This is a genomic window from Kitasatospora sp. NPDC059722 (assembly GCF_042733235.1).
GTDB lineage: Bacteria > Actinomycetota > Actinomycetes > Streptomycetales > Streptomycetaceae > Kitasatospora.
The window spans coordinates 109679-135895 of the sequence record NZ_JBHWGD010000004.1; the positions used below are offsets into that span (position 1 = coordinate 109679).

At 73.4% G+C, this 26217-nt stretch carries 22 protein-coding genes and 1 pseudogene; 12 read left to right on the forward strand and 11 right to left on the reverse strand.

Going from position 1 to position 26217, the window contains the following annotated elements; translation table 11 throughout:
- The first annotated feature begins 76 nt into the window (after positions 1-76).
- Together ACFV4F_RS03915 and ACFV4F_RS03920 are read left to right on the forward strand one after the other, a co-directional pair.
- Positions 77-433 (forward strand): DUF485 domain-containing protein, encoded by a 357-nt coding sequence (locus tag ACFV4F_RS03915; protein ID WP_380448447.1) that lies wholly within the window; start codon positions 77-79, stop codon positions 431-433.
- Positions 430-2034, forward strand: a complete 1605-nt coding sequence (locus ACFV4F_RS03920; protein WP_380500326.1) for a cation acetate symporter — start codon at positions 430-432, stop codon at positions 2032-2034. Before ACFV4F_RS03915 ends, ACFV4F_RS03920 begins: the two co-directional genes overlap by 4 nt.
- Positions 2035-2050: 16 nt before the next feature.
- On the opposite strand, the gene ACFV4F_RS03925 is transcribed toward ACFV4F_RS03920, so the two are convergent.
- The 5 genes from ACFV4F_RS03925 to ACFV4F_RS03945 all read right to left on the reverse strand — a co-directional run bounded on the left by ACFV4F_RS03925 (position 2051) and on the right by ACFV4F_RS03945 (position 8824).
- Entirely contained in the window at positions 2051-2938 is an 888-nt protein-coding gene (locus ACFV4F_RS03925; protein WP_380500327.1) for a carbohydrate ABC transporter permease, read from the reverse strand.
- On the reverse strand, positions 2935-4248 hold the full coding sequence (locus ACFV4F_RS03930) for a carbohydrate ABC transporter permease (protein ID WP_380500328.1): 1314 nt from the start codon (positions 4246-4248) through the stop codon (positions 2935-2937). The genes ACFV4F_RS03925 and ACFV4F_RS03930 overlap by 4 nt, the downstream gene beginning before the upstream one ends.
- A gap of 5 nt (positions 4249-4253) precedes the next feature.
- Positions 4254-5579: an ABC transporter substrate-binding protein gene (locus tag ACFV4F_RS03935; protein WP_380500329.1), complete on the reverse strand. Its 1326-nt coding sequence runs from the start codon at positions 5577-5579 to the stop codon at positions 4254-4256.
- 45 nt (positions 5580-5624) lie between these two features.
- Complete coding sequence (locus ACFV4F_RS03940) at positions 5625-7322, reverse strand: glycoside hydrolase family 13 protein (protein ID WP_380500330.1); 1698 nt, start codon at positions 7320-7322, stop codon at positions 5625-5627.
- Positions 7323-7516: 194 nt separating this feature from the next.
- Positions 7517-8824: an ABC transporter substrate-binding protein gene (locus tag ACFV4F_RS03945; RefSeq protein ID WP_380500331.1), complete on the reverse strand. Its 1308-nt coding sequence runs from the start codon at positions 8822-8824 to the stop codon at positions 7517-7519.
- A gap of 146 nt (positions 8825-8970) precedes the next feature.
- Between ACFV4F_RS03945 and ACFV4F_RS03950 the strand changes: the two genes are divergently transcribed.
- The 4 genes from ACFV4F_RS03950 to ACFV4F_RS03965 are packed head-to-tail and all read left to right on the forward strand — an operon-like array spanning position 8971 to position 13139.
- On the forward strand, positions 8971-9474 hold the full coding sequence (locus tag ACFV4F_RS03950; protein WP_359970602.1) for a PadR family transcriptional regulator: 504 nt from the start codon (positions 8971-8973) through the stop codon (positions 9472-9474).
- Positions 9471-10235 carry an ABC transporter ATP-binding protein gene (locus ACFV4F_RS03955; RefSeq protein WP_380492903.1) on the forward strand — a complete coding sequence of 255 codons (765 nt, stop codon included), beginning with the start codon at positions 9471-9473 and terminating at the stop codon, positions 10233-10235. Before ACFV4F_RS03950 ends, ACFV4F_RS03955 begins: the two co-directional genes overlap by 4 nt.
- 4 nt (positions 10236-10239) lie before the next feature.
- A complete protein-coding gene (locus ACFV4F_RS03960) occupies positions 10240-12657 on the forward strand; it encodes an FtsX-like permease family protein (RefSeq protein ID WP_380446616.1) in 2418 nt (805 codons plus the stop codon).
- A 47-nt stretch (positions 12658-12704) separates the two neighbouring features.
- Complete coding sequence (locus tag ACFV4F_RS03965; protein WP_380446614.1) at positions 12705-13139, forward strand: tetratricopeptide repeat protein; 435 nt, start codon at positions 12705-12707, stop codon at positions 13137-13139.
- A gap of 14 nt (positions 13140-13153) precedes the next feature.
- On the opposite strand, the gene ACFV4F_RS03970 is transcribed toward ACFV4F_RS03965, so the two are convergent.
- From ACFV4F_RS03970 to ACFV4F_RS03980, 3 genes are all read right to left on the reverse strand, one after another.
- Positions 13154-14386, reverse strand: a complete 1233-nt coding sequence (locus tag ACFV4F_RS03970) for an epoxide hydrolase family protein (RefSeq protein ID WP_380446611.1) — start codon at positions 14384-14386, stop codon at positions 13154-13156.
- Positions 14383-15345, reverse strand: coding sequence for a hypothetical protein (locus tag ACFV4F_RS03975; protein WP_380500332.1), 963 nt, complete (start codon positions 15343-15345; stop codon positions 14383-14385). Before ACFV4F_RS03975 ends, ACFV4F_RS03970 begins: the two co-directional genes overlap by 4 nt.
- Before the next feature lie 81 nt (positions 15346-15426).
- The gene (locus ACFV4F_RS03980; protein WP_380446605.1) at positions 15427-15831 is read right to left on the reverse strand and encodes a VOC family protein; all 405 of its coding nucleotides are present in this window, start codon (positions 15829-15831) and stop codon (positions 15427-15429) included.
- 114 nt (positions 15832-15945) lie between these two features.
- Here ACFV4F_RS03980 and ACFV4F_RS03985 point away from each other — a divergent pair.
- Positions 15946-16934 (forward strand): annotated as a pseudogene (locus ACFV4F_RS03985) (helix-turn-helix transcriptional regulator).
- Between the two features lie 63 nt (positions 16935-16997).
- Here the strand turns inward: ACFV4F_RS03985 and ACFV4F_RS03990 are convergent.
- Positions 16998-17294 carry a winged helix-turn-helix transcriptional regulator gene (locus tag ACFV4F_RS03990; protein WP_380446626.1) on the reverse strand — a complete coding sequence of 99 codons (297 nt, stop codon included), beginning with the start codon at positions 17292-17294 and terminating at the stop codon, positions 16998-17000.
- A 139-nt stretch (positions 17295-17433) separates the two neighbouring features.
- Here ACFV4F_RS03990 and ACFV4F_RS03995 point away from each other — a divergent pair, with 139 nt between their 5' ends.
- Both ACFV4F_RS03995 and nadC read left to right on the forward strand, forming a co-directional pair.
- Positions 17434-19155 carry an L-aspartate oxidase gene (locus tag ACFV4F_RS03995; protein WP_380446600.1) on the forward strand — a complete coding sequence of 574 codons (1722 nt, stop codon included), beginning with the start codon at positions 17434-17436 and terminating at the stop codon, positions 19153-19155.
- Between the two features lie 2 nt (positions 19156-19157).
- Positions 19158-20162: a carboxylating nicotinate-nucleotide diphosphorylase gene (gene nadC / locus ACFV4F_RS04000; RefSeq protein ID WP_380446598.1), complete on the forward strand. Its 1005-nt coding sequence runs from the start codon at positions 19158-19160 to the stop codon at positions 20160-20162.
- 79 nt (positions 20163-20241) lie between these two features.
- On the opposite strand, the gene ACFV4F_RS04005 is transcribed toward nadC, so the two are convergent.
- Positions 20242-21714, reverse strand: coding sequence for a purine-cytosine permease family protein (locus ACFV4F_RS04005; RefSeq protein ID WP_380500333.1), 1473 nt, complete (start codon positions 21712-21714; stop codon positions 20242-20244).
- A gap of 285 nt (positions 21715-21999) precedes the next feature.
- Between ACFV4F_RS04005 and ACFV4F_RS04010 the strand changes: the two genes are divergently transcribed.
- Entirely contained in the window at positions 22000-23226 is a 1227-nt protein-coding gene (locus tag ACFV4F_RS04010) for a YhgE/Pip domain-containing protein (protein WP_380446623.1), read from the forward strand.
- A 122-nt stretch (positions 23227-23348) separates the two neighbouring features.
- The gene (locus ACFV4F_RS04015; RefSeq protein WP_380500334.1) at positions 23349-23909 is read left to right on the forward strand and encodes a hypothetical protein; all 561 of its coding nucleotides are present in this window, start codon (positions 23349-23351) and stop codon (positions 23907-23909) included.
- Positions 23910-23933: 24 nt separating this feature from the next.
- Here ACFV4F_RS04015 and ACFV4F_RS04020 read toward each other — a convergent pair whose 3' ends face one another.
- Positions 23934-25187 carry a helix-turn-helix domain-containing protein gene (locus ACFV4F_RS04020; protein ID WP_380500335.1) on the reverse strand — a complete coding sequence of 418 codons (1254 nt, stop codon included), beginning with the start codon at positions 25185-25187 and terminating at the stop codon, positions 23934-23936.
- Positions 25188-25380: 193 nt separating this feature from the next.
- Here ACFV4F_RS04020 and ACFV4F_RS04025 point away from each other — a divergent pair, with 193 nt between their 5' ends.
- Positions 25381-26079 carry a DUF4232 domain-containing protein gene (locus ACFV4F_RS04025; RefSeq protein WP_380500336.1) on the forward strand — a complete coding sequence of 233 codons (699 nt, stop codon included), beginning with the start codon at positions 25381-25383 and terminating at the stop codon, positions 26077-26079.
- The last annotated feature ends 138 nt before the right edge of the window (positions 26080-26217 follow it).

Here is a 26217-nt window from a genome sequence, read left to right on the forward strand (position 1 = left end):
CCCGCCCGCAGCCGACCAGACCAGCAGAGAAGCCCGCCCGCCCACACACCGACGCAAGGACGCCAGGACCACCCTCATGCCCTCGTCGCCCTCACTCTTCGGCCACCGGTCGGCCGGCACCCCGCCGCCCGGCGCGCGTCCGGCCGTCAGCCCCCGGGAACTGGCCGTCCTGCGCCGCCGCACCCTGCGGATCACCCGCGGCTTCGCGCTGCTCAACGGCGTGCCCCTCGCGCTCACGGTGGTGCTCGCGTGCACCGCCGGCGGGTTGCTGGGGACGAAGGTGCTCGGGCAGTTCACCGTGGGCATGCTGCTCGGCGTCGTGCAGGGCACCCTGCTGCTGTGGACGGCCGCCCGCTTCGACCGCCGCGCGGCCGCGCGGTGCGACGCGGAGGCCGAGCGCCTGCGCGCGGGCCACCGGACGGAGGCCCGATGAACCCCGCCACCCCGGGCGCCGGCACCCAGACGATGGTGCTCATCGCCTTCCTGGTCTTCGTCGGCGTGACACTGCTGCTGTGCGTGCTGGTCGGCCCGGAGGGCGACGAGACGGCCGACTTCTACACCGCCAACCGCACGCTGACACCGTTCCAGAACGGCCTCGCCCTCTCCGGCGACTACATCTCGGCCGCCACCCTGCTCGGCACCACCGGGATCGTCGCGGTGAACGGCTACGACGGGGTCACCCTCGCCCTCAGCACCGCCCTCTCGCTGGGCGTCCTGCTCCTGCTCGCCCAGCCGCTGCGCAACGCCGGCCGCTACACCCTCGGCGACGTCCTCGCCCTGCGCGCGGACGGCGCCGCGCCGAGGATCGCCGCGGCCGTGGTGACGCTCGCCGTCTCGCTGCCGTTCCTGGTCGTGCAGCTCTCCAGCGCGGGCACGGCCACCGCGCTCATGCTCGGGCTCACCCACAGCGGCGTGCAGCAGTTCTGCACCGTGCTGGTCGGTATGCTGATGGTCTGCTACACGGTGCTCGGCGGCATGAAGGGCACCAGCCTGGTGCAGATCGTCAAGGTCGTGCTGACCCTCGGCACCGTCCTCGTGGTCGTGCTGTCGGTGCTCGCGCGCTTCCACTGGGACGTCGACGCGCTGCTCGCCGCCGCCGCGAAGGGGAGCGGACGAGCGGACGCCTACCTGCGTCCGGGCCTGCGGTTCGGCGACTCCGCCGAGGGCTGGCTGAACTTCGTCGGCCTGCACCTCACCGTGGTCCTCGGCGCGTCCTGCATGCCCCACATGATCATGCGGGTGAACGCCTCGCCGACCGGGGCCGCCGCCCGGCGCTCGACCCGGCACGCGGTGGGCATGGTCGGCGCGTTCTGCCTGGCCGTCGTGGTGCTCGGGCTGGGCGCCGTCGCGCTGCTCGGCGGCCGGCTCATCTCGGCGGTCGACCCGAACGGGCAGGCCGCCCTGCTGCTGCTCGCGGGCAACCTGCAGGGCGGCACGGGCACGACGGCGGGCGGCGCGCTGTTCACCGCCGTCGCGTGCGCGGTGTTCGTCACCGTGCTGGCGGTCGTCGCGGGCATCACGCTCGCGGCGGCGGCCGCGCTCGCCCACGACGTGGCCGCCTGCGCGGTGCGCCGGGGCCGGATGACGCAGGTCGCGGAGGTGCGCGCGGTGCGGTGGTCGGTGGGGGCCGTCGGCGCGGTCGGGATCGCCCTCGCGGTCGCCGCGCAGGGCTACAACCTGCAGTTCCTGTCCTCCCTGGCGGTGACGGTCGCCGCGTCGGCCGTCCTGCCCGCCCTCGTCTACAGCCTGTTCTGGAGCCGTTACAACCGCACCGGACTGCTGTGGACGGTGTACGGCGGACTGCTCACCTCCGTGGGGCTGCAACTGTTCTCCCCGACGGTCTCCGGCGCGCCGGACGCGCTGTTCCCGAACGTCGACTTCCACTGGTTCCCGTTGCAGATGCCCGGGGTGGTCTCGGTGCCGGCCGCCTTCCTGCTCGGCTGGGCGGCCACCGTCCGGAGCCGGCGCGGGGACGGCGAGCCCGAGTTCCACGAGGTGCAGACGCGGACGCTGCTCGGCGCGGACGCCGAGTGACGCCCGCGGGCACGCGTCACTTCACCGACCCCGCCATCGCCCCCTGGACGAAAAACCGCTGGAAGCAGAGGAACACCACCACGGGCACCAGCAGCGACAGGAAGGCGCCCGGCGCGAGGATGTCCATGTTGCTGCCGAACTGCCGCATCTGGGACTGCAGGTAGACGGTGAGCGGCTGCGCGTCGTTGCCCGCGAAGATGAGCGCGACGAGCATGTCGTTCCACACCCAGAGGAACTGGAAGATGCACAGCGAGGCGACGGCCGGTGCGGCGAGCGGCAGCGCGAGGGTGCGGAAGATCCGCCACTCGCCGCAGCCGTCGATCCGGGCCGCTTCGAGGAGTTCGGCCGGGATGTCGAGGAAGTGGTTGCGCATCAGGAAGACGGCGAACGGCAGCCCGTAGCCGACGTGGAACAGCACGACGCCCGGGATGGTGCCGAACAGCCCGACGGCGCCCTCCAGTTTCGCGACCGGGATGAGCCCGACCTGCACGGGGACGACCAGCAGCCCGACGACGCCGACGAAGATCGCGTCCCGCCCGGGGAAGCGCATCCACGCGAAGGCGTACCCGGCGCCCGCGGCGAGGGCGACGGTGAGCAGGGTGGCCGGGACGCTGATCAGCACGGTGTTCCACAGCGCCTTGGGAACGTCGCCCCCGCCGAGCAGCGCCGAGTAGTTCTGCAGCGTGAGTTCGGCGGGCTTGGTGAGGGCCGTCCACCAACCGCCGTTGGCGGCGGCCTGCTTGGGCCGCAGCGAGGAGACGAGCAGGCCCACGGTGGGCACCAGCCAGGCCACGGCGGCGACGATCAGCACGGCCTGGACGAGTCCGCTGCGCGTGAGGGCGGCGAGTCGGCCGGCGAGCGGCACGGAGGGCCGCCCGCCGGGGGCAGGAGAGGTGGTGGTCATGTGTGACTCCCGCGGAAGCGGCGGACGTTGAGGAGCATCACGGGGACGACGAGCAGGAGCAGCAGGACGCTGAGCGCGCTGCCGAGGCCCTGGTCGTTGCCGCCGCCGAAGGAGACCAGGTAGAGCCGGAGCGCGAGCACGTCGGCGTCCTGCTGCACCGGTCCGGGCGCGATGATGTAGACGAGGTCGAAGATCTTCATCACGTTGATGACCATCGTGACGAACACGACGCCGAGCACCGGGGCGAGTTGGGGCACGGTGATGCGGCGGAAGATCTGCCATTCGCCGGCGCCGTCGATCCGGGCCGCCTCGATGGTCTCGCGGGGCAGGTTGGCGAGGCCCCCGGCGATGATCACCATGGCGAAGCCGGCCCAGATCCAGGTGTAGGCGCCGATGATGGCGGGGGTGACGAGGGCGGGTCCGAGCCAGTCGACGCCGCGGTAGGGGGCGGCGAAGTCGGCGGCGGGCAGCACCACCGTGAGGGTGGCGGAGGGGGCCGCGGCGAACCGGAAGGTGCCGTCGGCGGCCGTGGTCGTGGTGGCGATCGTCCGTCCGCCGTCGCGGAGCTGGACCTTGAGGCCGGGCAGGCCCTTCTTCCCGGGGTCCAACCGGCCGGGACGGCCGCCACCGCCCGGGACGAAGTCGAGGAACGCGGTGCCGCTGACGCCGTCGTCGCCGGTGGGCAGCCTGGCCGCCTGGGCGGCGGCCGGGATGGCGCCGGGCTGCACGCCGACCAGTGGCAGCAGGACGGCGCGGGTGGCGGCCGGCGCGGTGACGTCTCCGCCCTGGGCCTGGTCGAGGCCGGTGCCGGGGCGCGGCCGGGCGCCCGGGTAGGAGGGCTGGTCGGTGAAGGTGTCGTGGACGGCGACGGCGGCGGCGTTGAGGACGCCGCGGTGCGGGTCGGCGTCGTAGACGGTGCGGAAGATGATCCCGGCGGCGAGGAAGGAGATCGCCATCGGCATGAAGACGAGCAGCTTGAAGGCGGTGGCCCAGCGGACCTTCTCGGTCAGCACGGCGAACACCAGGCCGATCGCGGTGACCAGGGCCGGCGCGACGGCGACCCAGATCGCGTTGTTGCGCACGGCGGTGAGGGTCGCGTGGTCGGTGAAGGCGGCGCCGTAGTTGTCGAGCCCGACGAAGCGGTGGCCGGAGGCGTCGAAGAGGCTGCGGGCCACCGAGTAGCCGATGGGGTAGACGACGAGGGCGCCGAGCAGCAGGAGCGCGGGGAGGACGAACAGCAGGGCGAGGCCCCGGTGGCGCCGCAGGGCGCCACCGGATGCCCGGTCCCCGCGGGTGGGACGCAGAGACATGTGGATCAGCCCTTGTACGCCTTGGCGGCGTCCGCTTCGAGCTTGGCGGCGGCGCCCTGGACGTCGGAGGGGTCGGCGAGGAAGTCCTGGAGGTCCTTCCACTCGCCCTGGCCGGCCGTGCCGCCGAACGCGGCGGGGGCCTGGTCGGACATGTCGAAGCGGAAGGCGTCTCCGGCGTCGATCACGGACTTGGCGAACTGGCGGGTGGTGTCGTCGGGGTAGACGGCCGGGTCGACGGCCTTGTTGGGAGAGATGAACCCGCCGGCCTTGGCCCAGACGGCGGCGGCCTCCGGGCCGGCCAGGAACTCGACGAACTTCTGCGCGGCCTCGGCGTGCTTGGCGCCCTTGAGGACGACGGCCGCGTCGCCGGCGCCCATCACCGGCGCCTTGCCGCCGTCGACGGCGGGGAAGGGGAACACCTTCGCGTCGGTGCCGACCTGCTTCTTGAGCTCGGAGGCGATGACCCCGCCGACGAAGTCGCCCTCGTAGGTCATGGCGGCCTTGGGCTGCGGCCCGAAGACCTGCTGGACGGAGGTGGGGAAGTCGGTCTGCAGCGCGCCCTGGCCGCCGCCCGCGACGAGCTGCCGGTCGCCGAAGACCTTGCCGAGCGTGGTCAGGGCCTTGACGACGGACGGGTCGGTCCACGGGATCTCGTGCCGGGCGAGCTTGTCGTAGAGCTCGGGCCCGGCCTGGGAGAGGTAGACGTTCTCGAACCAGTCGGTGAGCGGCCAGCCGGCCTGGCCGGCGACGGAGAAGGCCGGGGTGCCGGAGTCGGAGAGGGTGCGGCCGGCCTTGAGCAGGTCGTCGAAGGTGGCCGGGGGCTGGACGCCGGCGTTCTGGAAGGCGGTGGGGCTGTACCAGACGGTCGACTTGTCGGCGGCCTTGAAGTAGAGGCCGTACTGGGTGCCGTTGACGGTGCCGAGCGTGGACCAGATGCTCGCGTAGTTCTTCTTCGCGGCCTCGGTGATGGCGGGCGGGAGCGGCGCGAGCCAGCCCTTGTCGGCGAACTGCTTGACGACGCCGGGCTGGGCGACCATGACGACGTCCATCGGGTCGCCGCCCTCGATCTTGCTGCCGACGACGGTGGAGAGGTTGTCGCCGGTGGACGTGTAGCTGACGCTGGCGCCGGTCTTCGCGGTGAAGGCGTCCAGGACCTTCTTGAAGTTCTCCTGCTCGGTGCCGCTCCAGACGGCGGCGACGGTCAGGCTCTGGCCCTTGAGCTCCTGGGTGGCGGAGCCGGACCCGGAGCCGCCGCCGCTGCCGCAGGCGGTCGCGGTGGCCGCGAGGACGACGGTGGTGGCCAGGGTGGGGAGGATGCTGCGGAGTCTCATCGTCGAGGCTTCCTTCGTGTGGGTGGGTGGGTGCACGAGTCGGCGTCAGATCGCTTGTACGGAAGTGGATTTGATCCACCAGGCGGCGGTGGACGGCGGCAGGAGGCCGTCGCCGCACGGGCCGCTGGCGAGCAGGGGAGGACCGGCGACCGGGGCCCGCGCGTAGGTGTCGCCGAAGTTGACGGCGCACACCAGGCCCTCGCCGCGGACGAACGCGAGGACCCCTTGCGGGGCCTCCAGCCACCGCAGCGTGCCTTCGCCGAGCTGGGGGAGTTCCCGGCGCAACTGCAGTGCGGTGCGGTACAGGTGGTAGACGGATCCGGCGTCGGCCCGCTGCCGTTCGGCAGTGTGGGCGGCGAACGCGGCCGGCTGCGGCAGCCAGGGCGCGGCCGGGGCGTCCGGCGGGCTGAACCCGAACGGCGCCTCGGTGCCCGACCACGGCAGCGGGATCCGGCAGCCGTCGCGGATGCCGGTGCGGCTGCCGGTCCGACGGAAGATCGGGTCGGTGACCAACTCGTCCGGCAGGTCGAGGACTTCGGGCAGCCCGAGCTCCTCGCCCTGGTAGATGTAGGCGGCGCCGGGCAGGGCGAGCATCAGCAGGGCGGCCGCCGCGGCCCGGGCGGGGCCCGAGGCGGGGTCCTGGCCGGCGAAGCGGGTCGTCGTGCGGACCTGGTCGTGGTTGTTGAGCACCCAGGTGACGGTCGAGCCGGTGGCGGTGATGTCCCGCACGGCGTCGTCGATCACCCGGTGGAAGTGCGCGAGGTCCCACGGCGCGTGCAGCAGGTGGAAGAAGAAGGCCTGGTGCAGTTCGTCGGGCCGCACGTACAGCGCCTGTTCGGCCGGGGTGGGCACGGAGGCCTCGCCGACGAGGAGGCGCTCGTGGCCGTCGCGGGCGGTGTACTCCTCGCAGACCGCCCGCCACCGGCGCCACACGCCGTGCACCTCGGGCTGGTTCCAGGCCAGCGGGTTGACCGAGTCGCGGGTGCGCTCGTCGACGTCCGGGTCGGGGGAGTCGGGCAGGTCGGGGTGCTTGTAGAGCCCGGCCGCGACGTCGATCCGGAAGCCGTCGACGCCGCGGTCCAGCCAGAACCGCAGGATCTCCTCGAAGTGGGCGCCGACGTCGGGGTCGCGCCAGTTGAAGTCCGGCTGTTCCGGGGTGAACAGGTGCAGGTACCACTGGCCGGGCCGCCCGTCGGGCTCGGTGACGCGGCTCCAGGCGGGGCCGCCGAACATGGCCCGCCAGTTGTTGGGCGGCAGTTCGCCGTGCTCGCCGCGGCCCTCGGCGAAGTGGAACCGGGCCCGCTCGGGGCTGCCGGGGCCGTTGGCCAGCGCCTTCCGGAACCACGGGTGCTCGCTGGAGCAGTGGTTGGGTACGACGTCCAGGACGAGCTTGAGGCCGAGCAGGCGGCAGTCCGCCACCAGGCGGTCGAACTCGGCGAGGTCCCCGTAGACCGGGTCGACGGCGCAGTGGTCGGCGATGTCGTAGCCGTGGTCGTGCTGGGGCGAGACGTAGAACGGGTTGAGCCAGACGCCGTCGGCGCCCAACTGCCGCACGTGGTGCAGGCGTTCACGGACGCCGGCGAGGTCGCCGACGCCGTCGCCGTCGGCGTCGCGGAAGCTGCGCACGTAGATCTGGTAGATCACCGCGTCGCGCCACCAGGGACGGGCGGCGGGGGCGATGAGGGCGTGTGACCGAGCGCGCGGCAAGGCGGCCGCGTCGCCGTCGGGGAGGGTGTGGGGCATCTCGCTACTCCAACGGTTATGCATTCGCGTTAGGTATAGCAGGCAGAGACGTCCGCTGTTAAGACCCCGCTTCGAAAGGGTTTTCCAGGGATTACGAACGAGCCAGACCGGCTCGACATAGATATGTGTTAGGTACTCGCGAGTAGGTGCTCACGAACCGGGGGAACGCCCCCGAAGACGGCCGGCGCGAAGGCTCAGCCGACGATGGCGCGCAGGTCGGCCGCCAGCCGGGGCAGCGCCGCATCGGCGCTCCGGCGGCCCGACACGACCTCGAACGCCGACTCGCTGAACGCGAGGCTCAGCTGCTGGTACTGCGGCACGCTTGGGCGCGCCCCCGCCGCCAGGATCGCCGTGCGGAGCACCGGCAGGTACGGGAAGCGGGCCGTCAGCTCCGGATCCGTGTAGAGGTCCGCCCGTACGGGCGGCAGTCCGCCGTCGGTCAGCACGCGGGACTGCGCGCGGCGGCTCGTCAGGTAGCCGATCAGCGCCCGCGCGGTGCGCTGGTGCCGGGAGAACCGGCTGACCGCCAGCCCCGACCCGCCCAGCACGCCGCTGCCCGGCCCGTGCGGCCCCGGCAGCGGCACCACGCCGAACCGTCCCGCCATCGGCGAGCCGGCCGTGGCGACCTCGTGGTAGACGTACGGCCAGTTCCGCAGGAAGAGCAGGCCGCCGCGCTCGAACGCCGCGCGGGACTCCTCCTCCTGGTAGCCGAGCACCTCGGGCGGGATCCACCGGTCGCGCACGCCCCCGGCCAGGAACTCCAGCCCGGCCCGGGCCTGCGGGCTGTCCACCACGACCGAGCCGTCGCCCGCCAGCAGGTCCCCGCCCGCCGAGCGTATGGCCTCCAGCGCGTTGACGGCCAGCCCCTCGTACGGGCTCAACTGGCCCGCGTACCCGCCCAGTCCGTGCGCGGGCGCCAGCGTCCTGGCCTGCCGCGCCAGTTCGTCCCACGTCGTGGGCGGCTGCTCGCCGGCGGCGGCCAGCACGTCGCTGCGGTAGTACAGCAGGGCGGCGTTGGCGACGAACGGCACCGCGTACAGCCGCCCGTCGTACCGCCCGGTGCCGACGACCGGCGGCAGGAGGCCGTCCAGCGCGAACTCCGCCTCGTCCAGCGCCGCCGTCCAGCGGCGGGCCGCGAACTCGGCCGTCCACACGACGTCGATGTTGAGCACGTCGAAACGGCTGCCGCCGGCCGACAGCTCCCCGGCCAGCTGGGCGTGCACCTCGTCCGCCGCCGCGGGCAGCTCGACCAGCTCGGCCGGCTGGTCCGGGTGCTCGGCGTTCCAGTCGGCCAGCAGCCCGCCCAGGTAGTGCGTGGTGTCCCGGCCGGTGGCCAGCGTGACCGGCCCGACGCCCTGCGGATCGCCCGCCGCGTGCGAGCGCCCGGCCAGGCCGTACCAGGCGGACGCGCCCCCGGCCGCGAGCACCGCCGCCCCGCCCACCAGCGCGCGCGTCACGCGACGGCGGCCCGCGTGGGGCCCGGTGGGCGGCCGGTCTGCCATGGAGCTCCTTCATCGGGTCGGCGCGGGTGGGGCGCCGACGCACGTCCCTTTATACGGCCTCCCTGCTCAACGGCGCCCACCTGCCCGTACTGTGTGACCGAGGTGTAACCAGCGACGACGGAAGACCAAGGAAGAGGTGACGCCCGGTGCGCCATCAGCTGCTGGCGCTGCTGGCCCGGCAGCCCGCCTACGGGTACGAGCTCAAGCAGGGGCTTGAGCAGACCTTCGGCGCGGCGTACCCTCAGCCGAACATCGGCCAGATCTACGTGACCCTGAGCCGACTGGAGAAGTCCGGACTGATCCGCGGCACCGAGGTGACGCAGGAGGGCAGACCGGACAAGAAGGTCTACGAGATCACCGAGAAGGGCACCGCGGAACTCGCCGGCTGGTTCGAGGCCCCCACCGAAGGGCCGAGGGTCAGGGACGAGTTCTTCATGAAGCTGATCCTCGCCGAAGGCACCGACCTCGCCGACCGGCTGACGCTGATCAACAACCAGCGCCGGCACTGCATCAACACGATGCGCGGACTCAACAAACTGGCCGCCACCGAACGCGGCAACCGGACCTCGCTGCTGCTGATCGAGGGCGCCGTCCTGCACCTGCAGGCCGACCTCGACTGGCTGGAGCGTTGCCAGGAGGAACTCACGTGAGCGGCTCGGAGCCGATACCGCCGCTGCTGGCCGCCGACGCCCTGGTGCGCTCGCACCTGAGCGGCTCGACCCTGATACCCGCCGTCCGCGGCATCAGCCTGCGGATCGACCGGGGCGAGTTCGTCGCCGTCACCGGCCCCTCCGGCGCCGGCAAGTCCACCCTGCTGCACCTCCTCGCCGGCCTGCTGCGCCCCGACGAGGGCGAGCTGCGGCTCGACGGCCGCCGGGTCGACGCGCTGCGCGAGGCCGCCTGGGCCCGCCTGCGCCGGCGCCACTACGGCATCGTCTTCCAGAGCGGCAACCTCCTCTCCGACTTCTCCGTCGCCGACAACATCGAACTGACCGCCGTCCTCGCCGGCCTGCCCGCCCGCACCGCCCGCGAACGCCGCCAGGAACTCCTGGAGGAGCTCGGCCTCGCCCACAAGGCCGCCGCCGGGCCCGGCGAACTCTCCGGCGGCGAACGCCAGCGCGTCGCCCTGGCCCGCGCCCTGGTCAACCGGCCCGACCTGCTCCTCGCCGACGAGCCCACCGGCAACCTCGACAGCCGCAGCACCCGCGACGTCCTCGCCCTGCTCACCCGCTACCACGAGCAGGGCACCACGATCGTGCTCGTCACCCACGACGCCCGGGCCGCCAGCACCGCCGACCGCGTCGTCAGCCTCTTCGACGGCCGGATCGCCGACGACGCCCGGGTCGAGGAGCCCCCGGCCGCGCGGCGCGGCGCCATCGGGGTCCGCGACATCATCGACTTCGGCGGCTGAGCCGGTGCGCGCCCTCCTCCGCTGGATCCGCGCCGACCTGCGCTCGCACCGCGTCCACGCCCTGCTCGTCGTCCTTGCCACCGGCGGCACCGCCGCGGCCCTCCTGCTCGCCGGAGCCCTGCTCGGCGCCGCCGCCGACCCGTGGCAGCGCCAGTTCCAGGCCGCCGGATCGCCCGACGTCCGTCTCGACTTGCGGCCGTCCGCGACCGCCCAGGCCGCCCAGGCCGCCGGGGCCGTCGGGGCCGCCGGGGCCGAGAGCGCCCAGGCCGGGGGCGACGAACCGTCCGCCGCCCTGCTCGCGCGCGAACCCGGCGTCGTCGCCGTCTCACCGCCCCAGCACACGGCCGAGACCACCCTCGTCGGCCGCCGCCCCGACGGCGCCGCCACCGCGGGCCCCACCGACCGCACCACGCTCGTGCTGCGCGGCGACACCCCGGACGCGCCCCGCCCGCTGCTGCGCTCCGGCAGCTGGCTCGACCCGTCCGACAGCCACGGCATCGTGCTCGAACAGTCCGCGGCCGACGCCGCCTGGGCCCGCCCCGGGGACCGCCTGACCGTCCTCGACGGCCACGGCGGCCCGGTCGAACTGCGCGTCCTCGGCATCGCCGACAGCCCCGACCAACTGCCCAGCCAGGCCGCCGGCTACGACCTCGGCTGGACCCTGCCCGCCACCCTCGACCTCGTCCAGCCGGACCGGGCGGCCCAGGGCCTCACCCTCGGACTGCGCCTCGCCCACCCCTTCGACGCCGCCTACACCGCCCAGCGGGCGGTCAGCCTCCTCGGCGCCGACCGGGTCTCCCGGATCACCACCTGGCTCGACGCCCGCGACGCGCGGCAGCAGGACGACCGGCTCGCCGGCCTCCTGCTCGGGCTCTGCGGCCTGGCCGCGCTGCTCTCCGCCGCCCTCGCGGTGGCCGGCGCGGCCGGCGGCCGGATCCGCACCAGGACCGGCGACATCGCCCTGCTCAAGGCGCTCGGCTTCACCGCCGGCCAGGTCGCCTGGATGTTCATCGCCGAACAACTGCTCCTGGCCGGCACCGGCGTCCTGCTCGGCGCGGGCGGCGCCGCGATCGCCGCGCGCGCCGTCCCGGCCCTCGGCGGCGGGACGGACGTCCTCCACCGGCTCGTCCCCGGCGGCACCGCCGCCACCATCGGCGTCATGGCCGCCGCGCTCGTCTCCGTCGGTGCCGCCGCCGCCCTGCCCGCACTGCGCGCCGCCCGGGTCGCCCCCGTCCCGCCGACCGACGGCACCCGACCGCCCGCCATGACGGCTCGCCCGGTCCGCCTCGGCCCGCTGCGGCGGCTGCCGCCCGCCCTCGTCCTCGGCCTCGGCGGCGTGCTGCGCCGGCGCTCCGGCCTGGTCGTCAGCGCCGTCCGGCTCACCGTCCCGGTCGTCGCCGCCACCCTGGCCCTGAGCACCTGGGCCACGCTCGACGCCGTCACCCGGCCCGACGGCGGCGTCACCGCCCCGTCCGTCACGGCCCGCCGGGCCAGCCCCGAACGCACGCCGGACGACGCTGGGCTCGCCGCCGCCCTGGCCGCCGACCCCGCCATCCGCGGCGCCTACCCCGGCAGCGAGATGCAGGCCCTCGCGCCCGGCCAGTCCGCGACGCTCACCCTGCGCGCCGTCGGCACCACCGACGCGCCCTACCCGTACACCGTCGTCGAGGGCCGGGCGATCCGCGCGACCGACGAGGCCGTCGCCGGCCAGGGCGCCCTCGACCTGCTCGGCGCCAAGGTCGGCCAGTGGGTGCGCGTCACCACCGGCGGCACCCCGCGCATCCTGCACGTCGTCGGGCGCGACCTCGAACCCGAGCACGGCGGCCGCGTCCTTTCCACCGGCTTCGACACCCTCGACCGGCCCGGCGACCCCACCCGCCCCGACTTCTGGCAGCTCGCGCTGCGCCCCGGCCACGACCCGGCCGAGGTTCAGCGCGACCTCCCCGCCCGCGCCGGACTCGCCGGGCAGGTCGAGCTGCGCCTCCCGGCCGGCCCCGTCACCCGACCCGGCGCGCTGCGGGCCAGCGTGGTCGGGCTGCTGCTCCTGCTCGCCCTCATCTGCCTGGTGGAACTGCTCACCACGGCCGCGGCGGGCTTCCACGAGCGGCGCCGCGACCTCGGCCTGCTGCGGGCGCTCGGCCTGACCCCGGGCCAGTCCGCCGTCGTGCTGGCCGTTCGCGGCACGGCCATCGCCCTGCCCACGGTCGCCGCCGGGGCGGCCGCCGGCATCCCGCTCGTCCGGTGGCTGATCGACCGCCAGGGCGAGCTGGGCGGCATCGGCGCGGGCATCGCGCGGGCCCCGTCGCTCTGGACGGTCCTCGCCCTGGCCGCCCTCGGTGCCGCGACGGCGGCCGTCCTCTCCGCCCTCCCGGTCGTGCGTGCCCGCCCGTCCACCCGGACCCCGGACGTCCCCGGCACATAGCTCAGGGGAGGATGGGCACCGCGTGTGAGTCTTGAGAGGGGACAACGGTGCAACTGCCCGCCGACGTCGGCGCCGAGATCGACGACCTGTGCCGGGAGGGCGACGCCCTCGCCGGGATGGGCGAGCTCGACGAAGCCAAGCAGCGCTACCTCGAAGCGCTGCGGCTGTTGCCCGGCGATCCCCGGCAGTGGGCGGCCTCGACCTGGATCTACGTCGCGATCGGGGACGTCCACTTCCGGACCAGGGTGTACGACAAGTCGCACAAGTGCTTCCACAACGCCGTCCAGTGCCCCGGAGGACTCGGGAACCCCTACGTCCACCTGCGCCTGGGCCAGACCGCGTTCGAGCTGGGTGACCACGACCGGGCCGCGGACGAGCTGACCAGGGCGTACATGGGCGGCGGGCCGGAGATCTTCGCGGAGGACGCCCCCGAGTACCTCGCGTTCCTGCGGACGCGCGCCGACCTGAACGACGGCACCTGAGCCCGCCGGGGCGTTCAGGGCCGGCGGCCGCGGAACGTCCGGCGCAGGTCGTCCACCCAGGCGTCGGGGTTCTCCCAGGGGATGAAGTGGCCGCCGTGGTCATGGGCGTTGACGTTGACGTGGTTGAACCAGGCGGCCTGCGGGCCGGTTTCGAACGCCCGGACGCGCTCGTCCGCGGTGTGGACGCCCGGCGGGTTCTCGTACGTGACGAAGGTGAGGCCGACCGGGGCCTCCACAGCCGGGGCGCGGTCGTGGGCGGGGGACCACGGGTAGCGGTTGGCGTTGGCGTAGTAACGCATCGACGTGGCGATGGAGTTGTTCACCCAGAAGATCGTGGCGTGCGTGAGCAGGTCGTCCCTGCTGAAGACGGACTCGACGTCGCCGCCGTTGTCGCTCCAGGCGTTCCACCGCTCCAGCAGCCAGGCGAGCAGCCCGGCGGGCGAGTCGCTCAGCCCGTGGGCCAGGGTGGCACCGTCGAGCACGTGCACGGCGAGGTGCGACGCCCAGCGGTGGTCCTGCTCGACGATGCGCGCGCGGACGTCGGCGGGCTGGTCGTCGGTGAGGGGCCGGTTCCGGGCGAAGTCCCAGGCGCGGGGACCGTTGAAGAAGTCGAGCGGCAGGCCGGAGCCGATGTGGATGCCGTACAGCTCGTCGGCGTACTTGTGGCCGAGCTGGCTGGAGACGAGCGCGCCGATGTCGCAGCCCCCGGCGGCGTACGTCCCGTACCCCAGGGTCTCGGTCATCAGGGTGTGCCAGAGGTCGGCGACCTTCCAGAAGTTGACGTCCGGAAAGCCGGTGAGCGGCCCGGGGAAGCCGAAGCCGGGCAGGGACGGCACGATGACGTCGAACGCGTCGGCCGGGTCCCCGCCGAAGGCCGCCGGGTCGGCGAGCGGCCCGATCACCTTCGACCAGTGCCAGAACGTCCACGGCCAGCCGTGGGTGAGGATCAGCGGGACCGGGCGCGGGCCGCGGCCGGCCTCGCGCAGGAAGTGCACCGGGACGCCGGAGACCTTCGCCACGTAGTGCTCGTGGACGTTGATCGCGGCCTCGGCCTTGCGCCAGTCGTAACCGTCCCGCCAGTGGGCGACCAGCTCGCGGAGGTAGCCGGCCGGGACGCCGTAGGACCAGTGCTCGTTGCCCTCGTCCGCCGGCGGCCGGGTCGAGGCGAGACGGGCGCGGAGGTCGGCTAGGACCTCGTCGGGCACGTGGATCGGGGTGGGCTCCAGCGGGAAGGCGGGCGTGGTCACGGCGTGGCTCCTTCCGGGGTGGGCAGGGCCAACGCTACCGGGTTCCCGCCGGGCCGCGCGGTTCTCGCGGGGGGGGGGCGAGGCGGCAACGGCCCGCGGAAGCCGACCCGGTGACGGTACCTCAGCCGCACCAGTTCGATCACCGCGGTGACCGTCACCGCGACCGGCCCGGCCAGCAGTCCGGCCACCGAGGCCGCGTCGTGCGTCGACGTGTGCTTGGTGTCGACCAGGGTGACGTGCCCGAGCAGGGTGAGCCAGACCAGCAGCACCGCGACCAACGGCCGCACCAGCGGGTGCCCGCCCACGGCGAAGGAGTTGCGGTGCATCAGGTACACCGACGGGAGGGTGAACGCCGGCAGCCAGATCGCCACCAGCAGGTTCAGCCCGACCGTGTTGCCGATGTACGCGTTGGCATCGGACTTCATCATCACCAGGAACGCCGCGAACGTGGCCACACCGGTGAACACCGGCCGGGCCACCAGGCGCGCCACCCGCCGCCTGGTGCCGCTCCGGGCCAGCAGCACCAGCGGCACGCAGGCGAGCAGCAGCGCGGCCGGCCCGCTGAGCAGCATCACGATGCTGTCCCCGAACGAGTCCAGGAACAGCTCGTTGGCGGAGGCGCCGTTCGCCACCCGCACGACGAAGAGGACCAGGCCGAGGCCGAGCAGCGCCCGGGCCAGCATGAGCCGCTCCACCAGCGGGTCGAGCGTCTGCGCCACCAGCTGCGTGACCACCGGCTGCAGCATCGGATCCAGCAGCTCCGCCCCCGCCAGCGACGCGACCCCGGAGGCCGACATCCGCATCATCCGGTAGGGCCCGTACAACCGGCTCGCCAGCCGCCAGGGCAGCACCACGTCGAGCACCCAGTCCCGCGGTGGCCGCCGCGGCACCGGCGGCTGCCAGTAGGGCGGCCGCTCGTACCCGGCCGCGAGGCCGCCCGGCGGCACGGACGTGGTCATGGACGGCCCCCCGTGGTCGTCGGAACGCTTCGCACGTCGAAGCGCTGAAACCGTGCCAGCTCACGGGGGCGGTGCGCAATCCTATTTGCCGTCCTTTCGCCGTGCGATGGCGGCGGGGGTGACGGGGGTGAAGAAGTTGACGAGGTTCCCGTCGGGGTCGCGGAGCAGCAGCGACCGGTTGCCCCACGGCATGGTGGTGGGCCCGGCGACGAAGTCGGTGACGAAGGAGGTCAGCTTCTCGTGGACGAGGTCCACGTCGTCGACCAGGAACTCGGTGATCACACTGTCGTTGGCCGCCGGCCGGGCGGAGCCCGGGGCGAACAGCGGGACGGTGCGGGTGCCGGCGATCGCGAGGGTCGCGCCCCCGACGGCGATCTCGGCGAAGTCCTCGGTGGCCCACGCCGCCCGGGCCCCGGTGGCCCGCTCGTAGAAGTCGACGAGGCGCGCGACGTCGGCGGTGATGATGCGGATCGAGACGAATTCCATGGCGGGCTCCTCGGCCGTTCGGAAGGTGTGCACGAGGCGTGCACGGGTTTGTACGTCGCAGGCTAGGAGAAATAGGGGACAGAATCGGTCCACTATTCGCGTTAGGCTGCGAACATGCCCCGACCCACCGGCCGCGTCCTCACGCTCCTGGAGCTGCTGCAGTCGGGCGGCACCCGCACCGTGGCCGAACTCGCCGAGCGGCTCGGTGTCCAGGGGCGCACCGTGCGGCGGTACGTGGACCAACTGATCGACCTGGACGTGCCCGTGGAATCGGTGCGCGGCCGCTACGGCGGGTACCGGCTCGCCCCCGGCTCGCCCCCGGCTACCGCCTGCCTCCGCTGATGCTCAACGACGACGAGGCACTGGCCGTGCTGCTCGGCCTGGTCGCCGGCCGTCGAACGGGCCTGGCGGCGGCGGAGCGCACGGCGGGCGAGACGGCGGCGGCGAAGATCCGGCGGGTGCTGCCGAAGCACGTCGCCCGCCGGCTCGACACGCTCATGGAAGCCCTCGCCTTCACGGACCGGCCCGGTGAGTTCGAGACCCCGGACGCCGAGGTCCTGCTCACCGTCGCCGACGCCGTGCGCCACCGCCGCCCGCTCTCGATCCGCTACACCGACCGCGACGGGCGCCGCAGCGACCGCACGCTCCACGCGTACGGGATCGTCGCCCACGCGGGCCGCTGGTACGTCACCGGCCAGGACGCCCGGCTCGGCGAGGGCCGTACCTTCCGGCTCGACCGCATCGCGGACGCCAGGCCCCTGCCCGGCTCGTTCGAGGCGCCCGAGGGCCCCGATCCGGCCCAGCGGGTGCTGTCGGCCTTCGCCACGGCCGACTACCGGCACGAGGTGACCGTACGGATCCACGGAACGGTCGAGCAGATCCGCGCTCACCTCCCCGCCGCCGTCGCGATCCTGGAGGAGGAGGGGGAGGAGGAGACGGCCGAGTGCTGGCGCCGTGTCGAGCTGCGGGTGGAGCGCCTCGACTGGCTCCCGGCGGTCCTCGCCGCCCTCGACCGCCCCTTCGTCATCGACCGCCCCGCCGAACTGCGCGACCTCGTCCTCGCCCTGGCCGACCGCCTCACGTCCCACGCCCGCCGAGCCTGAGCGCCCGCCCCGGTCGGGTGGGTTCGCCGTGGCTGCGGTGCACGAAGCCTGCCGGGACGGCCTTCATGCCCCCGCAGGACCCCGATCGTCCTGCTCTTGCGCCTGCGCCCAGGTGGCCGCCCATTCGCCGAGCGGCCGGAGAGCGTCGCCGAGCTCCGTCCCCAGCCGAGTGAGCTCGTAGCCATCGGCCGAGGGGGCGATGATCCCGCCTGACGAGAGTTCGCGAAGTCGCTGGTAGAGGACGCTGGACGACATGCCTGCGCACCGTGCCAGCAGCGCCCGCGCACCGAGCGGACCGGCCCGCAGCTCCCAGATGATGCGCAGCGCCCACCGACGGCCGAAGAGGTCCATCGCGGCCATGATCGGACGGCCGGTCGTCGATCCACGAACCGGTGTTCCTGGGCGCGGTGTCGGCATGGTCCTCCTTGTGTTTCGTTATCAGAAACACTAGCATCCACCGCGTGTTTCTGATTTAGAAACAATCTCGAGGGGGCACCGAATGACCGCAACAGGAACCGGAACACCGACCGCGACCGGCATACGCCTGCACGCACCGGCCCCGGGCTGGTCGATCGACGCGGACGTCGTGGTCGTCGGCTCCGGCGTGGCGGGCCTCACCGCGGCCCTCCGCTGCACGGCAGCCGGCCTGCGCACCGTCGTCGTCACCAAGGCCCGCCTGGACGACGGCTCCACCCGCTGGGCCCAGGGCGGCATCGCGGCCGCGCTCGGCGAGGGCGACTCCCCTCAGCAGCACCTGGCCGACACGCTGGTCGCGGGGGCCGGACTCTGCGACGAGAGCGCGGTCCGCGCCCTGGTCACCGAGGGTCCCGACGCGGTACGCCGCCTCATCGCCGCCGGCGCCCACTTCGACACCTCGCCCGAGGGCGACCTCCAGCTCACCCGTGAGGGCGGCCACCATCGCCGCCGCATCGTCCACGCGGGCGGCGACGCCTCGGGCGCGGAAGTCTCCCGCGCCCTGGTCGAAGCGGTCCGTGCCGCAGTGGTCCGGACGATCGAGAACGCCCTGGTCCTGGACCTGCTGACGGACGCCGAAGGCCGTACGGCCGGCGTCACCCTGCACGTCATGGGCGAGGGCCGGCACGACGGCGTCGGCGCGGTCCGCGCCCCGGCCGTCGTCCTCGCGACGGGCGGCATCGGCCAGGTCTACTCCGCGACGACCAACCCCTCGGTCTCCACCGGAGACGGCGTGGCACTCGCCCTGCGCGCCGGAGCCGACATCGCCGACCTCGAATTCGTCCAGTTCCACCCCACGGTCCTCTACCTGGGGCCGGGCGCGGGGGGCCAGCAGCCCCTGGTGTCCGAGGCGGTACGGGGTGAGGGCGCCCACCTGGTCGACGCGACGGGCACCCGGTTCATGCTCGGGCAGCACGAACTGGCCGAACTCGCCCCCCGCGACATCGTCGCCAAGGGCATCACGCGCCAGATGCAGCTCCACGGCACCGAGCACGTGTACCTGGACGCCCGTCACTTCGGCGCGGAGATGTGGGAGAGCCGCTTCCCCACGATCCTCGCCGTCTGCCGCAGCCACGGCATCGACCCGGTCACGGAGCCGATTCCCGTCTTTCCGGCCGCCCACCACGCGTCGGGTGGCATACGGACCGACCTGCGTGGCCGCACCACGGTCCCCGGCCTCTACGCCTGCGGCGAGGTCGCGTGCACCGGGGTCCACGGCGCCAACCGCCTCGCCTCCAACTCCCTCCTCGAGGGCCTGGTCTTCGCGGAACGCATCGCGGACGACATCACGGCGACCGCGCGCGAGCACACCGACCCGGTGATCCCCGAGGGCACCACGCTCCCGCTCCTGGCCCCCGAGACCCGCCTCGCGATCCAGCGGATCATGACGAGGGGCGCCGGAGTGATCCGCTCCGCGGCGAGCCTCGCCGAGGCGGCCGCGCACCTCGAAGCCATCAGGGCGGACGCGGACACCGAGGCCCCCGACGACCGCGAGCCGGCCGTCCCCGGCGTCGAGGCCTGGGAGGCGACGAACCTCCTGTGCGTGGCCCGCGCCCTGGTCGCCGCGGCCCGACTCCGCGAGGAGACCCGCGGCTGCCACTGGCGCAAGGACCACCCGGACCGCGAAGACGCCGACTGGCGCCGCCACTTGGTCGTCCGGCTGCAGTCGGACCGCTCGCTCGCGGTCCACACCACGGACACCACGGAATTCCCCCCTACCGTTCCTCCCCTTCTCCAGGAGGTATGACCGTGAGCACCTTTGACCTTCCCCTCCTCCCGGCCGACGGCCGCAGCGACGACTGCGGTGAGGCGGGCGGCCTTGACCCCGTCCTCGCCCGGCTCCTCAAGGACGCGGGCCTGGACCCGGTCGAGGTCGAGGACATCGCGCGCACGGCACTCGCGGAGGACCTGGCCCGGGGCGTGGACGTCACCACGCTCGCGACGGTCCCCGAAGAGGCCGTGGCGACAGGCGACTTCACCGCGCGCGAGGCGGGCACCGTCGCCGGGATCCACATCGCCGAAGCAGTGCTCTCAGTGGTCTGCACGGACACCTTCGAGGTCGAGCGCCACGTCGAGGACGGCGACCGCGTCGAGGCGGGCCGGAAACTCCTCTCGGTCACCGCCCGCACCCGCGACCTGCTCACCGCCGAGCGCAGCGCCCTCAACCTCCTCTGCCGCCTCTCGGGCATCGCGACGGCCACCAGCGCCTGGGCGGACGCACTCGACGGCACCAGGGCCGAGGTCCGCGACACCCGCAAGACGACCCCGGGCCTGCGCTCCCTGGAGAAGTACGCGGTCCGCTGCGGCGGCGGCGTCAACCACCGCATGTCCCTCTCGGACGCGGCCCTGGTCAAGGACAACCACGTGGTGGCGGCGGGCGGCGTGGCCGAGGCCTTCACGCTCGTCCGCGAAAGCTTTCCCGGCCTCGCGATCGAGGTGGAGGTCGACACCCTCACTCAGCTCGCCGAAGTCCTGGAGGCCGGCGCGGACTTGATCCTCCTGGACAACTTCACCCCGGCGGAGACAGCCGAGGCGGTGGCCCTGGTCGACGGCCGGGCGATGCTGGAGTCCTCCGGCCGCCTGACCCTCGACACGGTCCGCGCGTACGCCGAGGCGGGTGTCGACTACCTCTCGGTCGGAGCCCTGACGCACTCCTCGCCGATCCTCGACATCGGCCTGGACCTCCGACACGACCGGAAGCACCGGCTCGTACGCACGAGTACCACCGCACGTTCGGCTCCGGGTCGTACCTGAGCGGGGGAAAGCCGGACCGCCCGGGCGCCGGCTCGGGGGAGTCGGTGCCCGGGCGGTCCGGGGGTGTTCTGGAGTGCGGTCAGGCGGTGACCTTCTCGGGCTGCTCCGCCTGGATGTCGGCGGGCTGCCCGGCGGGGGTGTTCTCCCGGGGCTCGGGGAGCACGGCCATGATCACGGCGGAGATCACGATGGTCGCCGCCCAGGCGAGCCCGTACTTGCCGACCGGGGTGCCGGAGAGCGGGCCGGCGAACCAGTCGCACTTGGTGAAGGCGAGCCCGAAGAGCAGCGCGAGCACCCAGGACACCATCGCCTGCCAGCAGAAGCCGCCCGCGTACCAGTAGCGGCTGTTCCTGCTGGTGTCCATCAGCGCGGCGGCGTCGTAGCGCACCGCGCGCGACCGGCGGCGGTACATGTCCACCGCGTAGACGCCGATCCAGGCCGAGAAGGAGACGGCGAGCAGGATCAGGAAGGTGATGAAGGAGCCCAGGAAGCTCTTGGCGACCAGCATCAGCAGCAGGCCGCCGACCAGCGAGATCACGGCGTTGATGCTGACGGCCAGGGCGCGCGGGAGCTTGACGCCCATGGTCTGCGCGGTGAAGCCGGCCGAGTACATGGAGAGGCTGTTGATCAGCAGCATGCCCACGATCGCGGTGAGCAGGTAGGGCACGGCCAGCCAGGTCGGCAGCAGGTCGCCGAGGAAGGAGACCGGGTCCGCGGCCTCGGCCAGGCCGGGGGAGGCCACCGCCATGACGGCGCCCATCAGCACCATCGGCACCATGACCAGGCCGGCGCCGGAGACCGTCACGCCGACGATCTTCTTGCCGGACGCGGCGTGCGGCAGGTAGCGGGCGAAGTCGGGACCGGTCGGGACCCAGCTGATGCCGCCGGCGGCGATGGTCCCGATGCCGGCGACCATCATCGCGGTGGTGCCCGCGGGCTTGGCGAAGACCTCGCTCCACTTCATGGTCGCGATCAGGTAGCCCAGCACCAGGACGCTGAAGAGGCCGAAGAGGTACGTCGACCAGGTGTTGCAGACGTTCAGCGCCTTGCGGCCCATGCCGGAGACCAGGAAGGTGCAGGCGACGAAGGCGAACAGCGTGATCACGATCAGCGCGGTGTTGCTCTTGACGCCGAACATCAGGTCGAGGACGGTCAGCACGGCGTAGGCGCCGGTGACGGCGTTGATCGTCTCCCAGCCGAACCGGGCGATCCAGAGGATCGCGCCGGGGAACAGGTTGCCGCGCACCCCGAAGGTGGCCCGCGAGAGGGTCGCGCCCGGCGCCCCGCCCCACTTGCCGGAGACCGACAGCACGCCGACCATGCCGAAAGAGGCGAGCGCGGCGCACGCCGCGACGATCAGGACCTGCCAGAAGTTCAGCTGGTTGAACACGACCAGGGCGGCACCCATGGTGAGCAGCAGGACGCTGATGTTCGCCGCGACCCAGGTCGGGAAGAGCTCCCGGACTCTGCCCCCGCGCTCGTGGTCGGGGACGGGTTCGATACCGCGGGTCTCTATCGCGCCGTCGACGTCGACGGTGGACAGGTTGTCCATGAGGGTGGCTCCGTGCGTGTGAAGCGGGAGATGAATCGGGCAAATGGAACATCTATGGAACTCTTCGCGCGTAGCGCGGGAGTTGGGTCATCATACGATGTTCTAGATGTGACCTGATTGATGCGGTTGCTTGCTGGTGATCAGCCGACCGCGGACCATCGCCGTCGTGTCGCGCCGCCGAACCGGTGCGGCGTCGTTCTAGCGTGGTCCACCGTGCCCTCCCCGAACGCCCCGTCCCACGGCGCCCGCCCGCAGGTGCGCGTCGGCGCCCTGCTGCGACGGCCGATGCTGTGGCTGGTCCCGTCCGTGCTCGCGGCGCTGGTCGCGCTGGGGCTGTCGCTGCTCTACATGGGCAGCATCCTCGATCCGAACGGCAACCTGCACCGCCTGCCGGTCGCCGTGGTGGACGCGGACACCGGCGCACCGCTGCCCGGGCAGCAGCAGAACCTCGGGGCGCAGGTGACGGGGGCGGTCGTCGCGGCGTCCCCCGCGGGCTCGGTGGAGTGGCGGCAGGTCGGGCGGGCCGAGGCGCAGGACCAGTTGGCCTCCGGCAAGGTCTACGGCGTGCTGGTGATCCCGGAGGACTTCACGGCCTCGGTCGGGGCGCTGACCACGTCGGGTGCGACGTCGCGGCCCACCATCACCGTGCTGACCAACCCGGGCGTGGGCAGTCTCGGCTCCTCGCTCGCGTCCCAGATCAACCAGAACGCCGCCCACCAGGCCTCGCTGACCATCGGGAAACAGCTGGCCGCGACGGGGGCCGACGCGACCACCCGGCTGCTGCTGGCCGATCCCGTCACGGTAGTGGTCCAGGTCGGCCACCCGATCGGGAGGCACAGTGGCCTCGGACTGAGCGCGTTCTACTACACGCTGCTGCTGGTGCTCGCCGGGTTCATCGGCGGAAACCTGGTCCACAACGGCGTCGACACCGCCCTCGGCTACGCCGACAGCGAGATCGGCCCCTGGCACACCCGCCGGCCCACCGTCCCGATCGACCGGACCCGGACGCTGGTGCTGAAGATGGTGATGACCGCCGGGATCTCGGTGCTGACCACGTCGATGGTCATGGTGGCCTGCGTCGTCGTGCTCGGCATGGACGCCTCGCACATCCCGCTGCTGTGGATCTTCTCCTACTGCGCCTGCCTCGCCGTCGGCCTCGGCGTCCAGGCCATCAACGCGGCGTTCGGCAGCATCGGGCAACTGGTGTCGATGTTCGTCTTCATCGCCCTGGCCCTGCCCTCCTCCGGGGCGACCATCCCGCTGGAGGCCACCCCGGCCTTCTACCGCTTCCTGGGCGCCTTCGAACCGATGCGGCAGCTCAGCGCGGGCGTCCGGGCCATCCTCTACTTCGACGCCCGCGCCGACGCCGGGCTGACCCGCGCCTGGATCATGATCGCGGTCGGCTTCGCGGCCGCCCTGGCCTTCGGCTTCGCGATGACGCGCTACTACGACCGCAAGGGCCTCAAGCGCCTCACCCCGCAACCGGTGGAAGCGCCGCCGGCGGAGGCCTGACCGGACCGTCGCCGGTGACGGGTCCGGAAGGAGGGGGCGGGGCGAGCGCCGGCCCGGCTCCCTGGCAGGATGGCCCGGCTCGGTGCCGACCGGTTCGGGCTGCGTGGATCTTGGAGAACCCGATGAGCGACCCCCGGCCCGCCGCCGCTCCCGTGACCGTGGCCACCGATGCGGGCATGCTCGCGCTGTGGAGCCCGGCCGCGTTCTCCGGGGTGGTCGACCATGCGAGCTGGGAGCCGGAGCTGTCGGAGGAGGAGGGCCGGCTCCGGCACATCCGGGCCGGGGCGCTGGTGCCGATCAACATCCGCTCGGACGGCGCCTTCGGCGTCGTGGTCCGGGCCGGCTCCGCAGCCGCGGACGCCCGGCTGACCGAGCGCGAGTCGGCGTACGTCGTCGTGTCCTCGAAGCCGTACCTCCTCCGCTCGCGGGGCGTGGCCTGTCTCAGCGGGATCGAGGCCGTCGCCGGTGAGCCGTGGCCCGACACGGTTCGGCTCGACCTGGCGGACGGCGACCACTCGGTGGTCGTCCACCTGATCGACTGGGAGGCCGAGCCGGGGAGCACCGCCGACGGGAAGCCCTCGGAGAGCGCGCTCGCCGACTTCGTCGTGCTGGTGAACCCGGCCTCGGCCGCCGCCTCCGGGCCGTACCGCGTGGCGACGGACACCTTCGAGCTCGGCGAGTGACCGCCGGGCGGTTCCGTACCGGTTCTAGCCGTCCAGCCGCCGCTTGATCCAGTCGGTGTAGCCCAGCGGGTAGTCGTAGCCGGGGCGGTTGACGTCGGCGCTGGTGCGGAAGGGGGTGCCGCCGTTGTCGATGCGGACGGTGCCGCGGCGGCCGCCGCTGGACCAGTCCAGCGTCAGGTCCCAGCGGACGTCGTGCGCCTTGGTGTGCGCGGTGACGTAGAAGACCTCGGGGTCGGACGCGCTCACCTTGTACGGGAATGCGCGCTGGCCGCCCTTGACGGTGAGCACGGGACTGCCCCGGTCGAGGTCGACGTCGAAGGACTTGGTCCCGACCTCGCCGCCGCAGCCGACCCCCATCGAGTAGTCGTTCCACGCGAGCGGTGCGCCCTTGGCCGTGATCCGCACGTGCAGCGCCTCCAGGACGACCGTGTCCGCTCCGGTGCCCTGGACGGTGAGGGCGACCTGCTGTTCGCGGGAGGAGACCGCGCCGTAGGCGGCGGCCCAGCGCGGGGCGTCGCGCTCGGTGGCCGGCGGGCCGACCTGGGCGGGCGCGCTGTTGACGAGGAAGTGCTGGCTGCACGGGTCGGCGTAGACGTACGGGCGGATGCCGACGGTGAGCGGCGCCGGCGCGTCGGCGGTGGGGGTGGGGCTCGGCGGCGCGGGCGTGACGGCGGCCGCGGCGGTGGAGGCGGCGGGGAGGGGAAGGGGCGATTCCGGTGCGGTGGCCGTATCCGCCGTAGCCGTAGCCGTAGCCGTACCCGCCGGACCAGCCGACACCGTCGCGCCGGTCTCCTGCCGTCCGTCCGCATCGCTGCCGGCACCCCAGATCGCGGGGCGCACGACGATCACTGCGGCGGCCACCACGGCGACGGCCGCGGCGGAGGCGATCAGCGCGTTCCGGCGGCGCCGTGGCGGAGCGGACTCCGCCGCCGCCTCGACGGCAGGCTCCTCGACGGCCGGCTCGTCGACGGCCGGCTCCGCGTGGGCCTCGGGAGGTGCGGTCGGGGCACTCCGACGAGCCCGCGCCGCGTCCGCCAGGATCCAGCTCCGGTGCAGCTCCACGAGCTCCTCCGGCGTCGCCCGGCAGACCCGTGCGAAGCGTTCCGCCGGCGTGTACTCGTTGGGCAGCGCCGTGCCGTTGCAATAGCGGTGCAGCGTCGACGTGCTCGTGTGCAGGCGCTTGGCCAGCGTTCCGTAACTCAGTCCCGAGCGGGTCTTGAGTCCGCTCAGCAACCGCGCGAACTCCTCCGCCTCCGCGGTCCCCGTGCCCTCCGACACCCGTCCCCTCCGATCCCCCCGCGTCCCGTTCCGGCGTTCCAGGCTCGTCCAAGTCGCGCTGGTCAGAGCTCGGTTCGCCGTTCCACCCTACCTATCGCCCCGTCAGACGTGGCGGCTGGGACGGATGGTTCCGCAGGCTTCGGTCATCCGATGGACGCACCGTCCGACCGAAGGCCGAAAGGGGCGCGACCTCATGTCCGTCCGTACCTCCCGCACCCGTCCGATCACCGTCGCCGCGACCGTCGTGGTCGCCGCCCTCTCGCTGGCCGCGTGCAACGACAACGGGGACATCGCGACGTCCACCGGCCCGTCGCTTAGGGCCACCGCACCCGCCTCGCCGGCGGCCCCCACGTCCGTCGGCGCGGCCGGCAAGACCCCGGCCGCCGTTCCGAAGACCCCCGCGCCGATGACCTCCGCGCCTGCCGCGCCTGCCGCGCCTGCCGCGCCTTCCGCGCCCGCCGCCCCGACCACCTGCCAGGCCGCCAACACCAAGACGGTCGCCGCCCCGCTCAACCGCCCGGTGAACCACCTGCTGCTCACGGTGACCAACACCGGCCCCGTCACCTGCTACCTCGACGGCTACCCGGCCGTGCGGTTCGGCGAGGACCAGTCCGTGCCCCCGGTCATCGCCGAGTCGAAGCCGCAGGCCGTCGTCACGCTGAAGCCCGGCGAGTCCGGCTACGCGTCCGTCGACCTGTCCTCCACCGACGGCACCAACGGCTCGAACGGCCGCACTGCCACGTCCCTGGTCGTCTACTTCCGCGGCCCCTCCGGCAGCGGGAGCGTCGGCGCCGGGGCCCACCCGTCGCTGCCGGAGAAGGGCGTCTACGTGGACGACTCCCTCAAGGTCACCTACTGGCAGCAGTCGCTGGACGACGCCACCTCCTGGTGACGGCGCCACCCCGCGACGATGAGGTCGCCGCGCCCCGCCCCGGCCCGCTCCCCGCCGCCGTCCAGCGCAACCCGATGCTCCGCCGCGAAGGCACCCCCCTGCGCTTCCCGCACGTCGCCGACGGACGCCGCCGCACCC